This window comes from Rania fehmarnensis, from assembly GCF_056494185.1.
Genome location: NZ_CM151398.1, coordinates 5,156,044 through 5,180,800 on the forward strand (window position 1 = coordinate 5,156,044; position 24,757 = coordinate 5,180,800).

Here is a 24,757-nt window from a genome sequence, read left to right on the forward strand (position 1 = left end):
TTTTCATTTCAAATCACGCAGTGGTTCATAGTTGGCAAAGTACTGATCAATCCGCTCAAACTCGTCCGAGACTAATCCACTTCCCTCGCCTTCCGGCTTGTTGAATGAATCAGCCATCGATAACTGGCCAGCCGAGGCTGGGAGCAGCGTGTGTCCTGGTTCGGTATCTGACAGGTCACCTTTGGGCACAGCCAGCAGCATGCTTGAATCGGGCTGTGTGGTCAAGTGTACAGAGGTAGCGCCTCCAGCAAAAATTGGCGATGCATTTTGTCTCAGCCTTGTCGCAGCCCCGCCGCCGCCGGCTTCGGTTGCACCTTCCGCTGCGCTGCCGGCTGCCGGAATGGTTATGTTCCGTAAAGCCCTGAGCAAATTAATCGACTGCTTGACTGCCACACCGTCGGAGTTGAGCACAAAGCCATTTTTGTCGATGTCGCGCGGACTGGTTACCGCTACCTGGCCTCCGCCAATGGGCGGCAGCTGCGCCAGGTCGGCATTGCTGACCACGTAAGAACCTCCCACGATCTGACCATTGATTTCTCCTTGCAAGTGTCCCAAATAAAACACTGCCGGAGAGGCCAGACCAGTATTCGAGTTGGCTCTGACAGCTATCTGCAACCACCGATTGGCAATTGCATTATCAGGCCACTCCAGACGCACACGAGCAGCCGTGACTTGGCTGCCAGTAGTCACATGCACCACAGTGGGCCAGGGAGCATTCTCCCAACTCGACGGCGGATTTGCGGCCGAGTTGAACGTGCCGGTCGGGCTCATCCGAAAGATAAAGTCGTCACTTGATAGCGAACTGCTACTCAGGCCAGCCACATCCAAGACGATACCATTAATACCTCGCGTTGTATTGACCAGGTTCGCGTAACCTAGCGTCAGAGGTGTCGGACCAGAACGAGCCAGAATCTTCGAAGTATCCAATGCCGCCGCGACATTGGCACCACCCTGAGCAAAACTAGAGCCCTTGTAGTAAACGAAACGTCCACTCACATTGACCAAGGCCGTTAGCGCAAATGAAACCGTCGATTGACCCACACTGTCTTGCGCCGTAACCGTCACCACCAAGTCGGCACTTGCAGCCGATGGCGTGTAACTCCAACTCCATGTACCACCAGACTGCTTGGTAATGGTTCCAACCGAAGCTGACAGTACCAGCGAGTCGGGATCCGTGCTTGTCCAGCCACCCGTGTTGCCGATCTGCGCCAGTACATCTCCTGTTACTGCGCTGGCAGCTACACTTAGGCTCGGCAAAGCAGGTGCCGTGACCTGAATGGACGCTTGAGTTGTCGTCGCGCTCAGCGAGTTAGCCAATAGATTCAGTGACGAGACCACGGTGCCTTCAGCCAACTCGTCCGCCGCATCCCATGCATGGTACACCAAATCGTTTACTAACCCGCTCGTACCAGGCAACGGCACAAATCTTAGTCGCGTATCAGCATCAGCCGCTAACAAGAGTCGATGACCGTCGCTCAACGCTGTACTGACCGGCAAGAAGTTGCTTCCATCCAACGCGTATTGCCAGGCACCTGCGGCGCTCCCCACGCTCACGATCGCAATGCCGGCACCCGGGCCATCTACGTCCAGCACTTGATTGAGAATCAGATCAGCGACCTTGATGCCCGTGTTCAACCCATCACTAATGTTGGACGCGATACTCGGTAGCGGATTGGAGCCAAGCAATTGCGGCGCGACATTGTCGATAACCTTGAATGTCCGCACATAGTTGCCGCCAGCCACCAAGTCTGTGTTGCCATCGAAGCGATTGCCCGCCAAATCGTAAATTGACGTATCGGTACTTCCTAAGACGGTCAATCGAAACTGTCCGACAGGCAACGTGGCTATTCCACTGCCTCCATCCAAACTGCCGATTTCCAACTGGACAGTGTTCTGACCCGCAGCATATTGAGGACGCAGCGGGTAAATCAGATCGTCTGCATTGTCAAAGATGTCGTCAGCTCCAGCATACCGCAGTTGATAAGCCGCTGGCGAACGAGCGTCAATCGGATTGATCTCTTCGCTGAATTGCAGCGCAAAACTGCTGAGCGACTGACTGACCACGCCACCGATCTGGATGATCGTGGGTGACGTGCCAACGACAATCGGCGGCGTTACATCCAAACTATTTCCGCGAAACTCATACGCACCGATATCGGTGATTCCCGGTACAAGCGGGAAGGTTATGGTCTGTGTTCCGGGGATATTGTTTACAGCATCGTACCCAGAAACCAGATGTACATCGCGATTGTTACCGCGAGAGATGCCAACCGTCGGCGTCAGGTTCTTGTTGCCCGGTCCGTATTGGAACCAAATCTGGCCATCGATACCCAAAGTCACTGCAAAATTCACGTCACTGCTGTCAGCCTTATTGGTGGCATTCCAGCGAATCGTGGTTTGCCCGACCACACTGTTGTCGGTAAAGATGTTATCCGCAGTGCCACCGGTGGTCAGGTCATCCCACAGCGGTGCGATGCGTACCAGCTGCTGGAGCTCGGCCGGGGTGTTACTGCTATCTTGCAAAGCGGTCGTACTACCAAGCTGCAATAGTCCGTTGGAAGATACCCAGACACTCGAATAGTTGATGCCGTAGTACGGGAAGCTGAACGGCAAATTCAGCTGCCAGAAACTATCGTCGGCCCGCCAATTGGTCGCGGTGCCCTGAGTCTGGTAGGCGTAGAAGCCACTGGATGCCCCGCTGACTTCGCTGTATTGCAAGCCCACCACACCACGCAGTTGAATTGCATCGATCTGCTCGCGCACGGCAGTGGCATCGGTATTGACGCTGACGCGAACACCTTGAACCAGGTAGGTAGTCTGTTCAAAGTCGACTGAAAAATTGACCGGAGTACCAACGGAGCTGGAATCTACACCAGTCCATATCGTGTGGTACTGACCGTCGACATCCAGCAGTTCAATCTGTGTGACGAAACCGTTGCCAAATGTTTCGCGGATCGTCACGCCATTGGCCAACACAGGTGTAGCATAGGCTACAGTGATGAATTCGCTGGTGCCATTCTGCGATAGTGGTGACCAGGCGGTTGTGAGATCGCCATACGAATTGGTGTTCGGTACGCCTAAGGCCTGAGCGGCTGACCAATTGGTCGTGGAGCGCTGCGAACTGAAGGCGACAACCGAGGATGCCCACTGCGGTCCTGGATCGGCCAGCGGTGCCATTGTGACCGTGCTCACACTATCCAGGTTGGCCAGACCGTTATACATCGACAAACGCGGCGTGGTCGCTGCCGGAGCACCTGCACCCACCGTTGGAGTCAGCCCTGCATTGCCGCTGCCATAATGGAAGCGGAAACTACCGTCTGCCAAAAGTGTCACCGCAAACTGTACGTCACCCAACGTCACTTGATGGGTGGCGTTCCAGCGAATCGTAAGCTGATTGGCAATCGAGGCGTCGACGAAGATATCATCACCTGCCCCTAGCGTCGACAAATCGTCCCACAGGCCAGCGATGCGTGGCTGAGCCAGCAGCCCGAAGTCGCTGTTACTGGCAATGGCCGCATCCAAATTACTTCCGAACTGCAGCAAGCCATTCGACGAAACCCATACGGAGTTGTAAGTAGCACCGAAGAAGTCGAAGTTGAACGGCAAAGCCAAGGACCAGGCTTCATCGCCGCCATGCCAGTTCTGCGCGACACCTAACGCTGCCGGACCAAACAGAGTGGGTGCTTGCGAAGCTTGAACATATCGCGGTCCTCCTTGATCGATTGTGCCTGGATCATCCACTCGCGCAAAGCCTTCGATGTCTTCCAGAGTGCCCAACCACGAACTACCACGATCGATAGCTGGCGAATTGCGCATACGATAGAAGTTATCATCGACGCCGCCGTTGACTGCACCCGAGGGCGTGACCACATACCCAAGTATGTTGTCGGCCCCGTTGATGTCGACCAGCCCCGGATCACCCGCCAGGCTGTTCAGGTCGCGAGCTGACGCAGTTTGCCAATTGGCTAACGTCTGGCGATTGGCGCCAGCCCAAAAGCCCGTGTGCGCATTGACACCCGGCCCTACTTGGAACAAGTTGTAATCGCTCTGGAAACCAACTTGACTGTTGTCCGCGACATACAAGCCCACTCCGGACTGCACCCAGATAATATTGTTCAGTACCAAATTGTTGCGGGCTGAACTATCCAAGCGCATGGCATCGCCGACCGGTTGATAAACCGTGTTGTTGATGATTTGCGCCTGGCCGGTAATATTGAAATTCTGCAGCGAGACGCCACGATTGGAGTTGGCATAAATGACATTGCTGGAAATTTGGCCCGCGAAATTGGTGATGCCTTGCACGCCAATCGAATTGGAGTAGATGTAATTGCCATCCACCATGGCCACACCATCGGCAATCACCCCGACCGCGCTATTGCCGTAGATGCGATTATCGGTCAGCGTTGTCGTAGCCGCCCCAGACGTCGAATGGATGCTGACCCCGTTATAGTTTTCGAAGATCGAATTCTGCGCGACTTGAGCTCCACCTTGTGCGATCAAACCCGTGTCACCTATTCCACTGTGACCAAAAATTCGATTGCCCGTAACCAGGGCTGCATTGGAATTGATCACTAGTCCTTGATCACGATTGTCGTGTACCTCGTTGTCCTCGATCACCAACGGAAGTGGATTACCCGCGACCGTGAAGGCAGCCGCGATTCCAATTTTGTTCCCGTGAATATCGTTGCCATCGATCAGCGTATGAACGCTCGGCCCGAAGATGCCTGTATTGAAATGATCGTAGATCTCGTTACCGACAATTTGCACGCCTGAGCTAAGCGTATTGAAGTTGAAGAAGATGCCGTAGCTCTGGTCATCGGCCGCCGGGCCGCCAGGGATACCGAACAACTGGTTTTCGATAAACTGCCAGTTATCGCTGCCAGAGCCTAAGAATGCGCCGGCATTGGCGTTGGCGAAGAGTTGGCTCTGAATAACCTGGTTACCAAATGAAGCGCTATTGTCTTCGGCCCGCAAGCCATTTTCGGCACCGGTTAGGTGCAGGCCAAAAAGCGTAACATCATCGCCGCCCTTGAAGTGAAAGACGCTGGTGCCGCCACTAGTATTGCCGCGTGTTATGACCGCGGGGCTATCTAAAGCCGCTTGGATCGTAACACCCGAATCATTCGACCCGACGCTTATGTTACGCCATGTGCGATAGTTGCCACCCAATACCGTGACCACATCCCCAGCATCCAGGTCGTATGCATCCAATAGGCCGCTGAGCGATCGCACGGGATCAGCCAGCGACTTGCCACTGTTTAGATTGTTGCCGCTGGGACTGACAAAGTAGTTGGTCCCGCTGTTGGCAATCAGGAAGTTGGCGTTCGATGCATCCTGAACGAGTCCCGCGGATGTTTGCGCCACGGCCCGCACTTGGTATTGAGCCCCGAGCATTGCATCGGCGGGCACTTGCCATTGGAAATTGGCCAAACCCCAACGATCGACAGGCACAGCATCTGCGCCGGCCATGGGCTGCCAGGTCGCACCGCCATTGCTGGATACCTGCAGAGCCATGTTTGGTGTAGAGCTGCCTTGCGGGGTGACTTCGAAGATCTCGATCGCTGCAATCTGGGCGGGGGAACTGGTTAAATTGATCAGTTCCAATGTGATGCCAGTGTCGCCAGTGGCCACTACATTGCCGATGGTTTCGGCAACTGCTTTGAATTTGGCACCCGCAGCGGCATAGATATCGTAGTTGGCCAGCACAGTGGCCCCGTTCAGCTTGACATCAAATCTTCGCGAGTTGGCTGCGCTGAAAATGCCTTCGATGAAATGCAAACGCACCGAGTAGGTGCCTGCGGACACAGGCAAATCCAGTTGCAGCTTATTGCCAACGCCACTAATGGCACTGTTGTAGCTGCGATAAAACAGTTCGTTAATCGTATCGGTCATTGCCGAGCGATCGATCGTGGCGGAAGTGAATTCGTTGTTAATCGAACTTGTGGAACCAGCGCTCAAATATCTGGGGCTGGCTTCCCAGCGGCCCTCTGCAACAGGACCCGCATTAATTAACAATTGTGGCTGCAACACGGCCAGCCCGGCTGTGTTGACGCTGATTGCGACCGCTTGCCCTTGTTCGAACTTCTCCAGTCCATTGGGATAGATCACTTGTACGCTAGACGGGTTGCTCAGTTCCGCGGCTGGGCTATTTCCCGAGCCACCGATGTTGACGCGAGCCCCGTTTGGCATGGGCTCCAAATAATAGGCAGACTGAGGATGCCCGTTGTCGATAGCCGGCGAACTCGAGGCCACTACAAAATTATCATCGGCTCCATAATCCGCGCCCAAGCTGAAACCCAGCTTTCCGTCCGCGCCAACCAGGTCGACAAACTGCGGATCGGCAAAGAGCGAGTTCTGGTCGATGCCAACTTCGTAGTACCAGTCCGATCGATCGCTAAACGCCTGGCCTTCCCACAGCGCGATCTGACCAGCACCGCGTAGATCGATCAAGTTGTAATCGGACACAAAACCGCGCGCCGCATCTGCATCCAAGTTGTAGACATAACCGCCGCTCAACTGCACCAGGTTATTCTGAATCAGCAGGTTCTGAGTACGATTGTCGGACACGCGATAGGCGTCGCCCACATGCTGAATAATCGTGTTATTGCTGATCGTCGGCGTGCCACCGTTGTAGCCCGCGCCGGTGACCTTGAATGCTGTCGTCGAGTTGTTTACCAAATAGTTGTGACTGGCAACGCCCGCGAACGCCAGGTCCAGATGGATACCCACATTGTTGTTGTAGATGCGATTGTGCAGCGTGGTTGTCGTGCTGCCCATCAGCAGGCCTGTGCCGCTGTTGTTGAAGATACGATTGGCTTCGACCAGCGCCGTGCCAGAGGTCTGCATGCCATGGATGCCATCACGAACAATGTTGTGACGGAAGGTGCCGGCACCTAACAGCCCCAGCGACGCGCCCACGATGGTATTGTCTTCGATCAGGGTGGAGCCACTGTTGGAGTTTACGGCCCATTCCTGAAGCGTTTGAAACTGGTTACCAACCACATGGATGCCGTCAGCCGCATTGGCAAAGTTGGGCTGGACAAGGACCCCATTGCGAACTCCTGTAAAGGTATTGTCGCTTACTATCGATCGCGCCCCGCGCACATCCAGCGTGCCCAGCAGCCCCCCTAGAGAAAAACTATTGCCGTCAATGAGCGCGTCGGCACCTTGCACGATGACTCCGTAATTCTGAGAGCCCATTACCAGCGTGTTGTTCAGAAACGCAAAATAGTCATTGCTTGGAGAAATATTGGCTGCTGAGTTTTCAAGACCGGTAAAGAGGCTGTTCTGCACTGTTAAATGATCGCTATCGGAACCAGATCCCGCCGCGAAAACATCTTTGGCTCCTTGGAACTTCAGACGATCGAAAGTGATGTTGTCAGCGTTTTGGAGTTCGACCAGATTGAAGTCGCCGTTGTCGCGATCGAGCGTAGCTGTGGCTCCCGCCGGTCCTTCGATGGTCACGCCTGAATGCTGACTGGTCAGTACCAGTGTGCGCACCAGTTGATAGTGGCCGGTGTCGACATGAATCACATCGCCAGCCTCGAAGGTGTAAGCCGACAGCAGGGCAGCCAGCGATGCCAGCGGTGCACTCGGCGACTTGCCACTGGCCGAGTTGTTCCCGGGCGCTGTGGTGAATACATTTCCTAGCAGCGAGTTGTCGTTGACATAATAGTGGTGACCACTATTGGCGACGATAAAATTGCTATCGGAGACGTCGCTGAGCTGGCCGGTAGCGGCCGTCGTGCGGGCACGAATTCGGTAACTCTGCCCTTCAGGCAGATTGCTGGGTATCGACCAATTGAAGACTGCGTTACCCCAGCGATCTACGGGCACATTGGCTGCACCTGCAATTGGAAACCACACGAAGCCACCGGTGCTGCTGTAGTCGAGCGCGATCGTCGGCGCAGCTATGCCCAATGGTGTAGCAGTAAAGATCTCGATGGCCGCGATCTGGGCTTGCAGACTACCCGAAACGTTCAACAACTCAAGCGTAATCCCAGTTCCGCCGCTGGCACTGACGTTGTTGATGGTTTCCGCGACGGCTTTAAACTTCACGCCACCGGCTGCGGCCAAGATATCGTAGTTGGCCAGCACCGCGGCTCCATTCAACTTGACATCAAATCGTCGCTGGCCGATGGTGCTTGAAAAGCCTTCGATGAAATGCAAGCGCATCGAGTAGTTGCCGTCAGCCACTGGCAACTCCAAACGCACTGTGGTACCCATGTTGTTCCCGCTACCCAAGTAACTGCGATAGAGCTGTTCAGGAATTGGATCCACCACACCGCTTCGATCGATGGCAGCGCTAGCCAGCTCGTTGTTGCTAAAGCTAACTGTGCCCGTGGTCATCAATAGGTTGCCCGCCGTCCATGCACCCACGGCTGTTGAGCCGGCATTGATCAGGAGGGTCGGCTGCTGTGGGAGCAAGCCATGGGTGCGAACGCTCAGCGTGACGTCCTGACCTTGCTCAAACTTCTCCAAGCCATTGGGCGACAAGACCTGGACATCTTGCAACGGGCTGGTCTCCGCTTGCGCGGAGTTACCGCCAGCACCAATATTGATGCGGCCACCATTGGGCATCGGCTCACCCACAAAGACATCGTTGGGATGACCACCATCGATCGCCGCTGACGTTGTCGCCACCGCGAAGTTGTCGTCCAATCCATAGTCACCGAAGTTCGGAATCAACGTTGGATTCAGATACTCGGAGTAGATGGCTTGTTTGGCAAAACCAGGCCCCGACCAACTGAAATTCAAATTGGCTGCGCCGGTCGTATCGCGATATTCGACCTTGATCGGTATCCACCCTGGGGCCGCGAAACTCGTGCTGAAAATCTGTTCAGCGTTGTTGGCGAAATTCCACTGGTCGATGACCGGTGTAGGCGAATTGTCGAGATACAGCCGCATGCCATCGTCAGCGGTTTCATAAAACGTATAGCTACCAGCTTCAGGCACAAAGATGTAGCCGGTGTAACGTACGCTAAAGTTATCGACGGGCACCACTCCGACAACCGGAGAACCGCCACCGAGATTAAAACCGATTGTGGTTTCAGTGCGGGTCAGCAGCGGTGCGCCCGCCAGTGTAGGGTTACCATAATAAGAAGTGGTGAGTCCGATACCACGACTGAATGCCAAAACATCGTCCGGGCCATCCAGATCGACGAACTGCGGATCGCCAAAGGTGCTGTGTTGGTCCATTCCGACTTCATAGAACCAATCTGCCTGCGTGACGAAGTCGGTTGCCTCCCAGCGACCGATCTTGCCACTGCCTTGGACGTCAATAATGTTGTAGTCGCTGCTGAAGTTATTGCCTGCTGCCGGATCTACATTGATGGCATATCCAGATTCGACTCGTATGATGTTGTTGCGCACCGAGACATTCTGAGTGCGAGAATCGATCAAACGGACTCCATCGCCGATCGGCTGGATGATGGTGTTGGCTGAGATTACTGGCGACTCGCCGTTATACCCAGAACCGTTAACCTGAATGCCCGCCACGACATTGCTGACCAGGAAGTTATTCTCAACCCAGCCGCCAAAGGACAGATCGGTTTGAATGCCAATGTTGTTGGCGTAGATATGATTGTCTCGGGTGCTGGTCGTGGCAAATAGCGACAAACCGATGCCGCGATTGTGATAGATGCGATTGCCGCGGATCTCGGCGGAATTGAAGGCTTGAATGCCATGGTTGCCGTTGCGAATCGTATTGTTACTAGCTTCGGTATAGACCTGCATCGCCAGTTCAGCGTTGTTGATCAAGTTCTCCGTAATCTGCGAGTTGCTCAAACCCAAGATCGCAAACTCGCGCATCGCGTTGAAACTGTTCTGCTTGACTTCGATGCGATCCGCTAGTTGCGACGATAAATTGTCGGCTCTCACACCACTGCGCAACGTGTCAAATGAGTTGCCTACGACCTGGCTGCGCGGACCTCGTACAGTAAGGGTCCCCAGGGTTCCATTGCTGTTGGCACTATTGAAGTTATTACTGCTAATGGTCGCGTCGGCACCACTAATTTGGGCCGCGAAAGAAGTCGCGCCCAGCTTGAACGTGTTGGCGTGCAGAGTCAGAAAATCGTTACTCGCATCGAAGAACAGGTGATTGGCAGTATTCAATTCGAAGGTGCTGTGGCTAATAGTGACATGATCGCTATCAGACGAGCTATTGGCGATGATGCCATTGTTGGCGTTGCGAATCGTTAAATGGTCGAGCGTGATGTTATCGGCGTTCACCAATTCGATCGCGTTGAAGCTGGGAGCAGCTCGATCAATGATGGTGGCTCGCGATGGGAAGTTGGCATCGTGATAGCCTTCGATGGTGATGCCACTGGCTGCAGCGTCCAGCACGAGCGCGGTCGAGAGCGTATAAGTGCCCGCGTCGACGAGAATCTTATCACCCGGCTTCATTGCAAACGCAGCCAATACCGCGCTGATCGATGCCTTCGGATCCGCGGGACTTAGCCCGGTGTTAGCGTTGTTGCCCACGGCGCTAGTTATATCTCCCGCTTCCACCGTGTTATCGTTGACATAATAGACGCTAATGGGCAACGGAATCGAAAACGCGGAGTCGCTGCTGTCGAGGATCGAATTCACGTCGTTGCGGGTAATGCGAATGCGATAGTTGTCACCGGCGGGCAAGTTGGCTGGCACGGTCCACGAGTACTGGCCAGTATCGGCAGCGTTATTGGCAATTTGCAGGACTGGCGTATTGCCGCTCAGCAAGTCAATTGTCATGGTCGCGCTTCCGCCACCACTAACCTGCGTACGCCAGCCGATGGAAAAGGTCTGCGTTTGCGGCCAGACTTCGCCGCCATTAGGGCTGAGGACTTTCATATAGTCAGCAGGGCTGAGCGACGCCTGGCTGGTACCGCCATAGGCGCCGATGTTGATGTAACCACCGTTGGGCGCAGGCTCGCCGGCCAGGCTGTCACCAGCCGCACCGCGATCGATGAGTGGAGAAGTAACTGCATCGGCAACCGGATTGCCTGCTGGCGTGAGCATGATTGGGGCGCCACTGCCGGCACTGGTGGCCACTGGCGCCAAGGCCACGCTATGAAAGCTGCCGAATTGGCTCTGCAGATGAAAATCATCATCGCGACCATCGTTGTTAGGAGTGGAGTATCCCGGCACTCCGTCGGAACCCAACATATTCACAAAGTTTGGATTAACACTGAGACTATTGGCATCGGTGAAAGCCGTCGTCCGCCATGCCGACAGTGACGTACGATTGACGTTCTGCCAGCGGGCGACTGCCCCCAATCCCGTGGCCAGCAGATTGTTATAGTCGCTGACGAAACCAGCTTGCGAGTCGGCAGCTACGTTGATGCCAATGCCACCCTCGGTCCAGATCGTGTTATTGCGCAGTGTCGCCCCAGATGTGGTTGTGTCCAGGCGAATGGCGTCGCTGTCTTCTTGATACACCGTGTTATTGATCAGCTGCGGAGCAATACCGCCATAACCTGCCAGGCTGAGCCAGATACCGGCTACGTCATGGTCATAAATGATGTTGTTCTTGATCTGCCCACCGAACGAGTAGTCGCTGCGCAAACCAACTTGGTTACTGTAAATCACATTGCCCGCAATCACCGGATTGAAATCGACATCGATGCCGGCGCCGAGATTGGCGTAAATGCGATTTTCGATGATCGATCCGCCCACCGAGAAAATGCCAGTCGAGTTATGGTGAATCACATTGCGCATTGCCTGGGCCGTTAGACCTTCCAGGTTGATACCCCGGGCCCCCGGACCAATGTGGTTGTAAACCGTATTACCCGCAATGATGACCGCGCCGAGAGCATAGATGCCGCCGGTATTGTCGTGAACGACGTTGCCACTGTTGGGCGTGACGTCCACGGAGCCAAACACCACTGGCTGGGCCAGGTTGTTAACGATCCGCACGCCGTAAGCGTTGGTGCCGATGTTATCGAATATCGTACTGGAGGTAATGGTGGTTGGTCCGGTATCGATTAACTCCAGGCCGACTCCATCGTTGTGAATAAACGCACTGTTTGTGATCGAGCCGAGCGGACCGGTCATACTGAAACCAGGTCCGGCGCTGCCATTGACCGTTAACTTGTTCAGCGCGACCGCGCTGGAGCCGTCGGTGATCCACATCCCGCGCTGCGATGCCTGGCTGGTTGCCAGATCATCCACATTGAGTCCCGTGCTGCCACCGTGAACGTAGAAACCAATCGTGCCGCCCAACAGTTGCAGGTTTTTGATGGTCATCTGATCTGCGTCTAGAAGTTCCAACACAGGGGCGAGCGTAAAGGGATTGGCATGACTCAGCGTGGCTTCGCGTGACGGCGGCCCTTGCAGGAGAAAGCCTTCGTCATCTCCCACGCCCAAAACGTTGGACACTACTAGTGGACTCAGCAGCGCATAGTTGCCGGTGTCGATTGTCAGCGTATCGGCTGGACCGAGCGTATAGATGCGCAGGATATTATTGGGGTACGGTTTGGGCGCGCTGGCTAGTTTGCCGGTGGCTCGATTATTGCTCAGCTCGCTCGTTACCAAATCGGCTGAACCCTGACGATCGTTGACGTAGTAAGTATTCGTGTTTTCGGGAACGGTAAAGGTCTCAGAGCTACGATCGATGGCCGTCTCGTTGGCAGCCAGGCTGACTTGGATGCGCAGGCCATACGTGCCAAAGTCGATGCCACTGTTGGCGGCGATCCACGTAAAGGCACCATCATCGGGCGTGCTGGTCGCAATTTGCGTGACCAACTGCGGACCGGCCAACGTATCTTGCCACAGCTCGATCGCCACTGGCGAACCGACCACGTTGCCATACGAGTCCCAGCGAATGTCGATCGGTTTGCCCTTCTCCCAGTCCTTGTACAGATCAGGTGAAATCAAACGCAGATGCGCGGCTGTGTCAATGTCACCGTCGGTATTACCGAGCGCACCAGCATCGACGCCCGAGGTGCGAGGATGCAGGCTGACAAAGGCGCTATCCAGAAAGACATCGTTGGTGGCACCCGACGCGCGGACCGCCTGAAAATGAAACTGTATCTTACGCGTCTGGGCAGGCAAGTAAGATTTGCCCCCCAGCAACTCCCAACGATCGGTCGTACCAGTTGCTTCGAAGACCTGCGGAACGCCCAGCGCACTTCCAGCGGAATCCAGGTACGTAACGGTCAGCGTTCCTTGGTCCAAGGGTGCTTCAGCCGCGGATCTCACGCGAGCTCCATAGGAAGCGGTATATTTGAGTGCATCAATGTCGGAGATCACATATCCGGCAGTGATCAAATCGACGGTTTGCTCCAGCGAGGTCGTAACACTGGTGCCAGCTCGAAAATAACTGGCGCCGTCGTAAGGCGCTGGCGCACTACTGCCCAGATTGCTGGTGCTCGGAGTCACTACCCAATCGGTCAAGCCGTTTTCAAAACTCGCATTGGTTAACAGGTTGACCCACTGTGGATCGCGGGCCTGGTCGGCACGCAGGTCACCAGCGTCGACCGTGGGACTCGTGCGACGCAAGCGGGCCGACTGATCGAACACGCGGAAGTCACCGAGAGCTCGACTGACAAAAGCCGGTTTGCCAGCGCGTGGATCCAACACCGTCGTGCCTTGCGAGTTCAAATCGTAGCGATGGACATCTTCTTGCCAGTCCAGAATATCCGAGAAGTCTTTCGCCCAGTGAATCAGCTTGCCGCCCGGGCCAGCATGAAAAGTGTTGTAGTCGCTTATGAAACCAGTCGTGCTGTCATCATCGACATACAGACCATATCCGGTATCGGACCACAAGATGTTGTTGCGAACTTCTACCTGGCTGGCGCCCCCGATGAGTTTAATATTGGTGCCGCTGGCAGAAACGAATGTATTGGCAAAGATACGCACATCACTCTGGCTCACCACTTGTAGCCCGACTGCGTTATCGACCAGTACATTATGAGCGATCAATTGTCCGCTACGCGGCAAAATGGCGATCTGGTTGTTCTCGATCTGATTGAATTGAACGGTGCCACTTATGTCGATCCCTACGCTATTGCGACTGATCAAGTTGGCATGCTGAAAATCGTTGGCTACCAGCCAACCAGCGCCGCTGACTCCAGTATTGTTACCCAGCACATGCTGGCCTTGCATAACGGCTTCGTTCTCCAGCACCACGCCGACAATATTGTCTGTGATACGATTGGGCAGCGTCGAGCCATAAAAGCCCAGACCACTGCTGGTCGAAGCCACGTTTGTCACGATCCCAAAGAAGTTGTTGTGAACGTGATTGTCGCTGAGCAGATTGGCGACGGAGTACTGCACGCCCGTGATGGAGTTGCTGATTTGGTTACGATAGATCGAGCCATCCAACGTTGCCGACAACCACAACGCATACTGAGCGTCCTCCAGCAAGTTGTCGTAGACTTGACCGCTGGCGGTCGTATCCAGCTTCAGCCCGATATTGGTGCCCCAAGTTTGATTGTCATGAATCAGCAAACCGCTGGCGGCGCCGACGGTTGAACCGCGTGTCAACCAGAACCCCACGTCGCCATCATGGATGACATTGCTGACGACCATTGCATTCTGACTATTGCCGCTGATCTGCACCGCGATCTGGGCATCGAAAAACTCGTTGTTTAAAAGGCGAACGTTGGTACCGGCTACCACGCCAACGCCGGCCTCAAACAGTTCATTGCCCTGCAAGGTTATGTTGGTGGAGCTGCTTACGCGAATACCAGCTGTGGTTCGCAAGCCTTGAATGGTTACATTGCTCACACCACTCAGCTGCAGAGCCGAGGTGATCGTGGCTGGTTCAGCCGTCGCGCCGATGATCAGCACTCCGCTTTTGGCATTGCCGATTAATTGAGTGCCATCGTATTCGCCTGCATCCAATAGAATGACATCGCCTGGATTTATAGGATTGGCTGGATCATTTAACACGCTCTGTAACGTTCGCTTAGGCGTAAGCGGCGTTAAACCGTTGTTGCTATCGGCACCTGGAAGACTGGAAAACGAATTTGCCGCCTCGGCGTTATCGTTTGGATCGTGGTCGTTGACATAGTGGACAGTGGCCAGATCAAACTTGTTGACCTGCAAGTAAATCTGCGACTGCCCGCTGATAGAATCGCTCCATGTGACAAACGGATGACCGGCGGCATCCAGCGCCACGGAGTGCGTGCCGGGTTGTCCGACCAAGGAACTAAGACCGCGATCGCGCGCATCACCTGGTAGTTCCTCGGAAAACTGATCGACTAGCCAACGCTTGGTATACAGCGCGACCGAGTTGCCTTTACCGGCAGCTCGACGATCATCTTGCCATACCAGGCTGACTTGATTGTCGCGGGCTGCAAGTTTCGGCAAGTTGGCATCACCGCGGGTGTTGGAGACTCCACCACCGCTGCGAGAATCCATGCCGGCGTCGACCCAGCCCGATCCATCGAACCTGGCTGCGTAGATCTCATGGTGACTGCTCGAGTCGTCGCCCCAGGCTGCCAACAGTTGACCGTTTTCGAAGTACGCCAACGTAGGCTGCGTTGCTGAACCTGGCGTAGCACTCAGACCATCACCGCTAATCGAATCACCTAATGCTACCCAGGAGTTGCCAGTCAGAGTTCGCGCATAAATTTGCGAACGACCTGCCAGTGGCTGCGTCCAGGCCATGCTGATGTTGTTACCATCGGCCGCGACGGCGAACTCCTGAATCGAGGCGCTAGAATTGGAAATGCCACTGCCACTAGCGCCGCCCGAACCTAGCGGAACCCAGTTACCATTCTCGAAACGTTTGGCGTAAATGTTCTTGATGCCGCCGACGTTTTCCAACCAGGCGACGACTGGCCCGTCGTTGGTCATTACAATCGATGCGTCCTCGGCGTGACCACTAGCGGTAATACCGCCCAGGTCGAGCGAATTGCCCATCGGCAGCCAGGCGCCGTTGCCATTGTCGGCTAGCGCATCGTAGCGGGCTACGAATATATTGTGATTGACACCACTGGCCCCAGTCCATGCGACAATCGGCAGACCTGCGGCATCAAGGGTGATGCTGGGTGCCAAGGCCCGTGTGCCCGGTTGGCTGGGTAGTAGGCTGATACCACCAGCGTGAGCACTACCTGCATACTCTTGCCATCCAGCAATGGTATTCAGAGCCACATAGATTTGTGACAGTCCGTTGCGATGATCGACCCATGCGACCCATGGTCCAGCTGGACTAACAGCCACAGCCGGAGAGTGGGCTGCGGCTGGTGAACGGCTGATACCACTACCAGATGCTGAACCGGTCAGTTCTGTCCAACGACCATTGGTAGTAATGCCACTGCTGGACAAGGTGCTAACCTGGCCCGGCACGGTCGGCGGCCAACTAGCAGGTGCGGGCACAACGGGTTCAGCTGGCGGCTCCGTTGGCAGTAGTCCGCTGCCTGGACCATCGCGACGAATCCGGCCAGTGCCACCACCTGTGAACGTATTGAGTCCGCCTTCACCAAAACTGATATCGCTACCCACACCTGCGTGCAGAATATCATCGCCTAATCCAGGTTCATTACCGGCGGTACCGAAGTCGCCATACAAATAGTTGACCACTCCATCATCGCCAAGACCTGCAGCATTGAAGGCATACAGCATATCGTTCCCGGCTGCCCCCAAGATTACATCGCTACCCGCATCGCCACTGACACTATCATCGCCACTGCCGGCGTCGATGATATCATCGCCATCACCGCCCACGATGTTATCTGCGCCGCCGCGACCATAGATGCGATCATGACCCGCGTTTCCGAAGATCGAATCGCTGAAATCGCTGCCGTAAATAACGTCATCGCCTGCACCGCCAGAGATGGTCGCGGAGCTGCCAGTGAGCGCTACTAAAACATCATTGCCTGAGTTACCGGCCAAAGTATTGTTCCCGATGCCACCATCGAGATAATCATCGCCACTGCCCCCGGTGAGATCGTCGTTGCCCGCTGCACCGTAGATCCATACATTGCCTGAGAAACCTGCGGCGAAAAACGTATTGTTGCTGGGACCGCCGCCGAGCGTGGCGGCCTTGATGCCCGAGAGCGTGAAACTGCCGCCGTTGGAACGCGTTAACAGCGTATCGGTCAGGGTAAAGTTGGCGTCATTGACGCTGGTCACACGATCGATACCCAAACCGCCTGTCAGTAACGCAGTGCCGCTCCACAGCGAGACATCGAAATTGTTATCGAGCTTGACGCCGCTAAGTTCGGCGTGCGAGATGTTATCGAGTAAGAAGCTGCCGCCCAGCGATGTAGTCAAATTGCCGTTGGCCAGCACAATGTCTGCGTCGATGACGGTACGCACTGAATCGGTGAAAGAGATCGAACCGATGAGCGTGGCTGCTCCGCGGTAGCCACCGACATCGAAGTAGTTACCGCCCGCAAGCGAAGTATCCTTTAAGGTGACGCGCTCGATGGTCTCAAACACCTGATTGCCGCGACCAGTAAGGGTCGAGTCAGTCAGGGTCTGCGAAGCGCCGACGAACTGCTCCAGCAAATCATTACCTGCGTCGCCAAAGTGAGCTTGACCGCCATCGCCGGTACGAATGACGTCATCGCCATTGCCACCGTGTAGCAATTGACTACCCGTACCACCATAGAGGAAGTCCGCATGCGCGCCGCCATCGATCAATCCACCGGCCACGCCGCCGTAGATCGTGTCGTTGCCGACTTCGCCATAGATGTAATCGGTACCTGAACCCGCATAGGTCGCTTGAAAACCAGGCGGTGTGGGGCTGGGCCAATTGTGGGGACGCTCATCCGCGCCGCTGCTGCCGTAAATCAGATCGTCGCCGGTGCCGGCATAAATTGTGTTAATGCCTGAGTCGGCAAAGATGACATCATCGCCGCCATAAGCGTAGATGAGGTCGGTGCCGCTACCGGCGTGAATCAAATCGAGGGCCGAGCCCCCATACAGTTTGTCATCACCTGCATCGCCATCGATCTGAGTCGTGTTGTCGGCGGCTCCAAAGACAATGTCGTTGCCACCCTTGGCTTTAACGATATTGATTCCCGAAATGCCAGGCAGCGCGTTGGGCTTGGATGCATAGATGCGATCAGGGCCATCGCTGCCGGTGATCAGGTTGTCGCCTTTGCCGCCTTCGATGTAAACTCCTGAGTTACCTTGGGCGATAATCGTATCGTTACCATCTTCGCCAAAGATCTGATCGGCCCCGCCGCCACCGTAGATGGTGTCGTCATCGCGACCACCAAACAACATGTCGGCCCCGGGACCACCCTGCAACGTATCATTGCCTCCTTCGCCATCGATGTAATTAATACCGCCAATGGCCAAGAAAATATCATCGCCGGGACCACCATAGACCTTGGCGTCGGAGAGTCCAGTCAGCGAGCCTGAATCAATCACATCGTTCAGCTTGCCGCCGATCAGAATGTCCAAGCCGCCACGACCTACGATAAGATTGGGACCGCTGCCACCGTGAATGTAATCGTCGCCCGCGCCCCCGATCAACTCGGCCGGTACTGTGACGCTGGTATCGATGTCGATGTAATTGTTGCCCTGCCCTCCATCGACGTAGATAGCAGTAACAGGTGCGAGCGCTGAACCATACTGCTTGGTTTGCCCAAAGCCTGACACCGTGAAGATGCCGGGAGCAACTTGCGAAACCATCACCCGCTCGTCGTTATCGAGACTCTTGCCGGGATCGCGCATCGGGGCAAAGGCACCAGTATGAACGATCAATGTTCCCGCTGCGATCAGTTGACCTTCGTAGTCGAATTCTGGATTGCCGGCAGTAGCCACATGCGCTAACTCAGGCGGACCTGACGGTGAGCATGAGAAGATATCCCAGTCGAACAGCGTCACTTCAGGTGTGATCGGAATTGTCGAACTCAAGCCGAAAGCGGTCAACTTGAAGAACAGCTGGGCCGTTAATCGTCCTCCGAGATCAAACACGCATTGCGGTCCCACCAGGAAATTATCGACCAGCTCATCCAGATGATATTTGTCGTCACCGTCGTTGTTGTTCCAATAGGCATCCAAATTGGCAGTCAACTGCCCTTCGATACCGGCATTACCCACTAGAGGCACGCCAGCAGTCGCGTTGGCAAACACGCCTACACCAATCGAGACAACCGGGGGACTATTGCGACCGCGATCCACGAAGAAGAATCCATCCAGGAATTGATGATCCGATCGCAAACCGCGTGAGTCAAAGCCGATGCCGATGTTGGCTTCGATCTCGAAGGACAAGCCGATATTCAGATTGACTGGGATGGGACCTATCGGGATCGTGCCGATATACAGTTCCGGTGACCGGGCATCCGCTTTGAACTGTGGAATATCCCAAGTTACAAAGGTGATGTCTTTGCCAAATAAAAGTGACAGAATATTCTTGGGGTCTTCGAATATCGGAAAGCGAAAACCGTCTTCGCGCAGTTCGTCACCCAGAAAGCTGCCAATTGTTGGGTCCGCATCGCGCACTCCCGGCGAGATCGTACTGTCGGTGGTCGAGGTGAACTCTGGTGTCGGTGTAAAGGTACCCACCGTGAAAGGATCAAGTCCATTGGGATACTCGTTCCGCAAATCAATGGTCGGCAAGAACTGGTAGTCACCAAACACGATGCGCGCCGTAGAGGACATGGCGTCGATCTGATCGCTCAATTCAAACAAACTCTTGATGAGGTCGACTGCTTTCTTCATCGTGTCGACCGTATCATTGATGTCTGGATCGTCACTAAAGAGTCGTAGCGCATCGAGCCAGGTGACTCGATCGCGTCCTGCGCCATCCATGAGATCGGAAACAACGGGCACTTCTTCGTCCAACGTTTCGATGATGGGTCGCACCGGAGCCAGATAGTCATTGACTTTGTCAACGATGGGTTTGACGATCTTTTGCAAGGTCGAGGTCAGACTGATCCCAATATCGTTGAAGGTGACCTGCGGAATGCTGCCCGCATCATCCAGCGCCACCAAACCTGGGAACGAATGGACCATGACGAGATCGGTGGCAAAATCGGGCATACCAGAGTCACCTGAACCGTCGTCGGCGATCAACTTCAGATTCAGATTCGCCGTCGTCCCAGCTGCGCCAAACACGATGTCGAATTCGTCGGGGAAGAGCGCGGAATCAACTTGATCGATTGACAGGTGGTTGTCTGGATCGGTCAAGGTGGCGACAACTTGCGTTAGCGGGGTCTTGGTAAGACTATTGTTGTTGGCGTCCAGGACTGGCGTGGCAATGACCGGAATGTTAAGCAGCTTGCCACTCATCACACTCCCTTCATCCAGTTCGGTCGAAATATTGAATTTGAACTGAGGATCGTTCGGAACGACCGGGTCCTGTTGAATGATGAAGTAGAAGCCTTCAGTCTTACTCAATCCAAATCCCAGTTTCAGATCGTACTGGAAGTTGATATCGACTTGCCCACCGCCCTCGATTTCAAAGTTGATACCGCGCAGGCCCGCATCGAGTGCCCCTTGATAGGTATCGGTGCCTTGCATGCGAAAGGTTATCTCAGGCGAGCCCTGGCCCGTTACGCCCAAAGTGCCGGTCACCAGGTAGGCGCTCAACAGGCTCTCGATGTTATTGAATAGCGAGGTTCGCAGAGTGGCCGAATCGAGGCCTTGGTTGGCAATGATCGCCGACTGCACGGCCGTTGCGAGTTGATTCTCGAGAACGTTGATAAAGCCGACATCGATGTTCAGCGAGTCAGCCACCAAGGGAAACTTCTCGATGATCTCATCGCGCACTAGCGACTTGAGGTTCGTGATGAAGTAGTCGATGCCTTCGGTCAGAATCGAGAAGTCATACGGCGATGATTCCAGGGTGATCGAAAGATCGTTGGGAGGCGTAACCACTGGCGCGGCTATCGGACTTGCACCAGGCACGGTCCAGTCGACAGTCACATCGCCTTTGTCGTTGCCAATGACATAGACTGGTAACTGCGCATGAAATTTGGCGTTCACACCGCTGTAGTTCAGGCTGTTGCCAACATCAGCAAACGGGATGTTCCCAATGTCATTGGGATTGGCGGTGGGATTGAGCGTAACATTCAATTGCGCCGGCGTGGCATTGCCGCTGGTCCGCAGCGTCATGGCGGCGGAGTCTCCAGGTGTACCCAGGTTGACTGCGACCCCACCAATCTTGCCAACATAAGATGGAACGCTGGGCACCAAGCTAGCCGTGGCACTGAAGCGACTGGAGTCAAGCAAGAAGGCGGAATCAGTAGTGAAGTTGAAGCCAAAGTCGAACTTGATGTCGCGATTGGCATTGATCGTTACGGTACTACCGGGTGCGAACCCGAGTGGGCCAAAGTTGCCTGGAATCTTGATCGATGTTAACGGCAAGGCAGTCGAAACGGGGCCTGACCAGGTCGTTTGAACCTTGAGCGCTTGTTCAAAGCCGTTAGTGTTAGCATTAGCGAAGGTGCTGGTCGTCGAGCCCACGCCTAACGCCGCCGCGAAGGCGTCACCCAGCTGCAGCAGCGATGGCGTGGCACCGCTCAGTTGCGTTAACACCTGGTTGAAGGCAGTGGGATCCACTCCGCCCGGTAACTGATTGACGGCTGACGTCAGTGGCGAAATGGCCGCGATAACGACACTCGCTAAATCGACGGGCGCCGCCACATCGGTGCGCTCCGCGTTTTGCGCCGCAATTCGCAGCTCGTCATAGATCGCGTTCAAATTGGCTCGCTGCGCATTAGTCACCGTAGCCGGCAAGGCGATGATGGCTGACTTTAGATTGTTGACGACACCTTGCATCGCCAGTTTCAATGACAATCCCGCCTTGTCTGCCAGGTTCACGATCGAGCTCTTCAGTTTTTGGCTGATATCCAAAATGTCATCCAGGCTCTGATTGACCAGTGGTAGATCGGTTGTCAGATGCAACAGTTGGCCGTCTTCGAATAGATCGACAATGTTGCCGATGCTGTCGATAAAGTCTTGCAGATGAAAGTTCGCGATCGGTGCCAAACGCTGTTGAAAGATGCTGTTCAGCGTGGCCCCAATTGCCGGTGCTGCACTCGTGCCGCGCAAATGCAACTGTGTATCGGCCGCATCGCCGATCGCAGAATTGACGCTGAGCCCATAGAAGCCGACCGAGCTCAATGCAAGCTTGTTGTTCTGACGCATCGCCACCACGTCGCCCACCAGCCGCGTGGCCGAGATGGCCTGGTTGATGTCGGCCACCAAGTCGTCAATCGACTGATTGGTATTGTCTACCGGCACGACCAACTGAACCGGTGAACCGGTACCCCAGAATATCTCCAGCGTAGCAGGGCTGGTCAACTGTCCATTGGTAGGTGCATCGGCCAAGGCAACCAGGCGTGTATTCCATTGACCTGGCGTGCTTAAGCCAAGTGTAAACCCCGCCGTGCCATTGGCCACGCTGAGGCCCGAAGCCACGTTGGTCGTAAAATTGCCGCTCAGAGATGTAATAGGCGCGGGCTGCGTGAGCACACTACTGTTGGCGTGACCAACAGCGCTTAATGGCAACGTTTGATTGAGGATCCCTTTAGCATCGGCCGCAATGCTCATTGAACCAGTGGCAAGTGTTACAGGTAACATGCCCAAACTGGCTGCGCCGGTTAAACTGCCCGTTGAAAGCAGAGATTGCAATCGTAGTTCGGCGCCGGTCGCAATCGAGACACTGTTGCTCCACTGCACAACTTTGCCAACTCCCGGCAGTTTCAGTTCCGTGGTAGCTGGATCGAGGGCAACTGCGGTCACCTCGAGACCACTACCTGTGGCAGAGGTAAGCGTCAATTTGTTGCCGCTTTGTCCAGCAACGACTTTGTACTTTAGATTCGTTAACGCAATAGCCGCATTCAGGTCGCTGACCAAATCACTTACCGACGTATTGCTGGTGTCCCGGAAGACGGTAACTGTAACGGGACTCGCGCCATCGAGCGCGAGTTTGAACGTCGCTTTGGCTGAAAGCACACCATCAGCAGGTGCATCACCACTGCCGGTAAGAATCGTTTGCAGTCCATCCAACTGCACACCCAGGCGACCATCGAAGCTCGGCGTGACCGAGAAGTTGGCTTGCGATGGATTCAAGTAGGTCAGCGGACCAAGACCGGCTGTAAAATCCAACGGTACACTGGCACTCTGCGCCGCGCCGGCTACTTTCGTGCGGAATGACAAACGATGGGTGGTCGTATCATAATGTGGATCGATCGTCACCAAGCCTGTTTGTGTTGAGAGCTTGGCAAAGAAATCTTGCAGGCTGTCGAACTTGTAACTGGGCAAGCTTTGCTGACCGGCATCAAAGCCCAGATTGGTGTGGATCGAGTTGCCCAAGTTGCCAAATAGAATTTCAAGCTTGTTAATATTGGCATCAAGGGCTTTGAAGGCCAAGAATGAATTGTTATTTTCATCGGTGACGATCACGCTGGTGATACGCTGCTTGATGGATAACGGTAGATGTCGATTAACCAAAGTCGTAATCTGTTCGTTGACCGCCTGGCTCTGGCTGACCACGACCACATTGACCAGTTCGGTATCGTTGATGCGGACCGTGAAGATGGCATCACCGCTGAGCATCAGCGGATTGCCCAGCGCGAGTGGATTGCCAGCAGTTACTAGCGGATCAAAGAGCGAACGTGTGATGGTGCCAAAGGTTTTTCGCAGATCAACCACATGGCTGGCTTGGGAGGCGGTGTAACCAAAACCGCCGCTTCCAGCATTGATATCCAATGCCGGTGATAACTCCTGCAAAGCCCCGCCTGCGCGATCGATAGCAGTCAGTAGTCCACCGGCAGGCAAGTCCTTGAACTGATCAAGTTCAACAAAGCCGGCGTTGCCTGCGCCGACAATAAGTGCAGCGCCAGCGAATACATTGGCAGATGCCAGCGACAACACAGGTGAAGACCCCAAGGTGGAAGCGTCCAGCGTTTGACTGCCGAGTTGGGCAGTGAACTGCAGCGAGCCAACCAGCGAGGCTTGAGTCGGAGTTTGGAAAGCCACCACCGCGGGGACATTGCCGCTGAGTTCCGAGAGCGTGATGTTCCCCAGCCCATCTGCGTCGGGATTGGTAAAGCTGACGTTGACACTCGCATCCAAATCGATAGTGCCGCTTGGAATTTGCGTCTCAAGCAGACCAATGCGGGCCGTAGTTGCAATATTGTTCAGATCGATCGAGCTACCTAGCGTCAGTATCGAGGGTCGAATGAAAAAGGCTTCATCACTCGAAAGCCCGGCGGTCAAGTCTAAGCCGAATGTCAACGCAAACTGCAGGCTGCTGGTCAACGGCAGAGCCAAAGGAGCGTCGAGCGACAACCCCAGTTCACTGACGCTCGGCCCCAAGTCAACTTCGGTATTCACCAGTGCCTGACGCGTAACGTTGAGCGCTACCGTGAACTGCAGTTCGTTCTGAGTCGCGCTGGAGACCAATCCGCCCTTGACGTTGCCTACGTCTACGCCAATGGTGAGCTCACCGGTAGTGCCACCCAGATTCTTAATGGCATCAACAAATTGATTGGTGTTGGTCGCACCGGCAGAACCAGAATTCAATCGCGAAACGACACCCGCACTGAGCATCTGTTCTGGGTTAGCAACCTGGTTGATCGATTGACCTATGATCGCCAACGGCAAATTCAACTGCTGCTCACCGGCCATGGCGGCAGTCCAGGAAGCCACGTCGCCTAGACCTGCGATCAGTGCCTGGCGCTGTGAAGCACTTAGCGGCGCATTGATTGGATCGCCGTCCAAGAGCATTCGCTTTTCAAGAAGCTCGACGATCAGCCGACGTCGACGCAAACCCACACGACGCCGCAAGCGAAGCTGGCTAGCAGCACTCATAGATTTCAGTCCAACTGATGAGATTTCAGAACGGGAGGGGAGTAAACCTAAG

General features: G+C 55.0%; 1 protein-coding gene. It reads right to left on the bottom strand.

The window, feature by feature from the left end; genetic code table 11:
• Positions 1-3 precede the first annotated feature (3 nt).
• On the bottom strand, positions 4-24,705 hold the full coding sequence (locus SH573x_RS17395; protein WP_479348923.1) for a right-handed parallel beta-helix repeat-containing protein: 24,702 nt from the start codon (positions 24,703-24,705) through the stop codon (positions 4-6).
• Positions 24,706-24,757 lie beyond the last annotated feature (52 nt).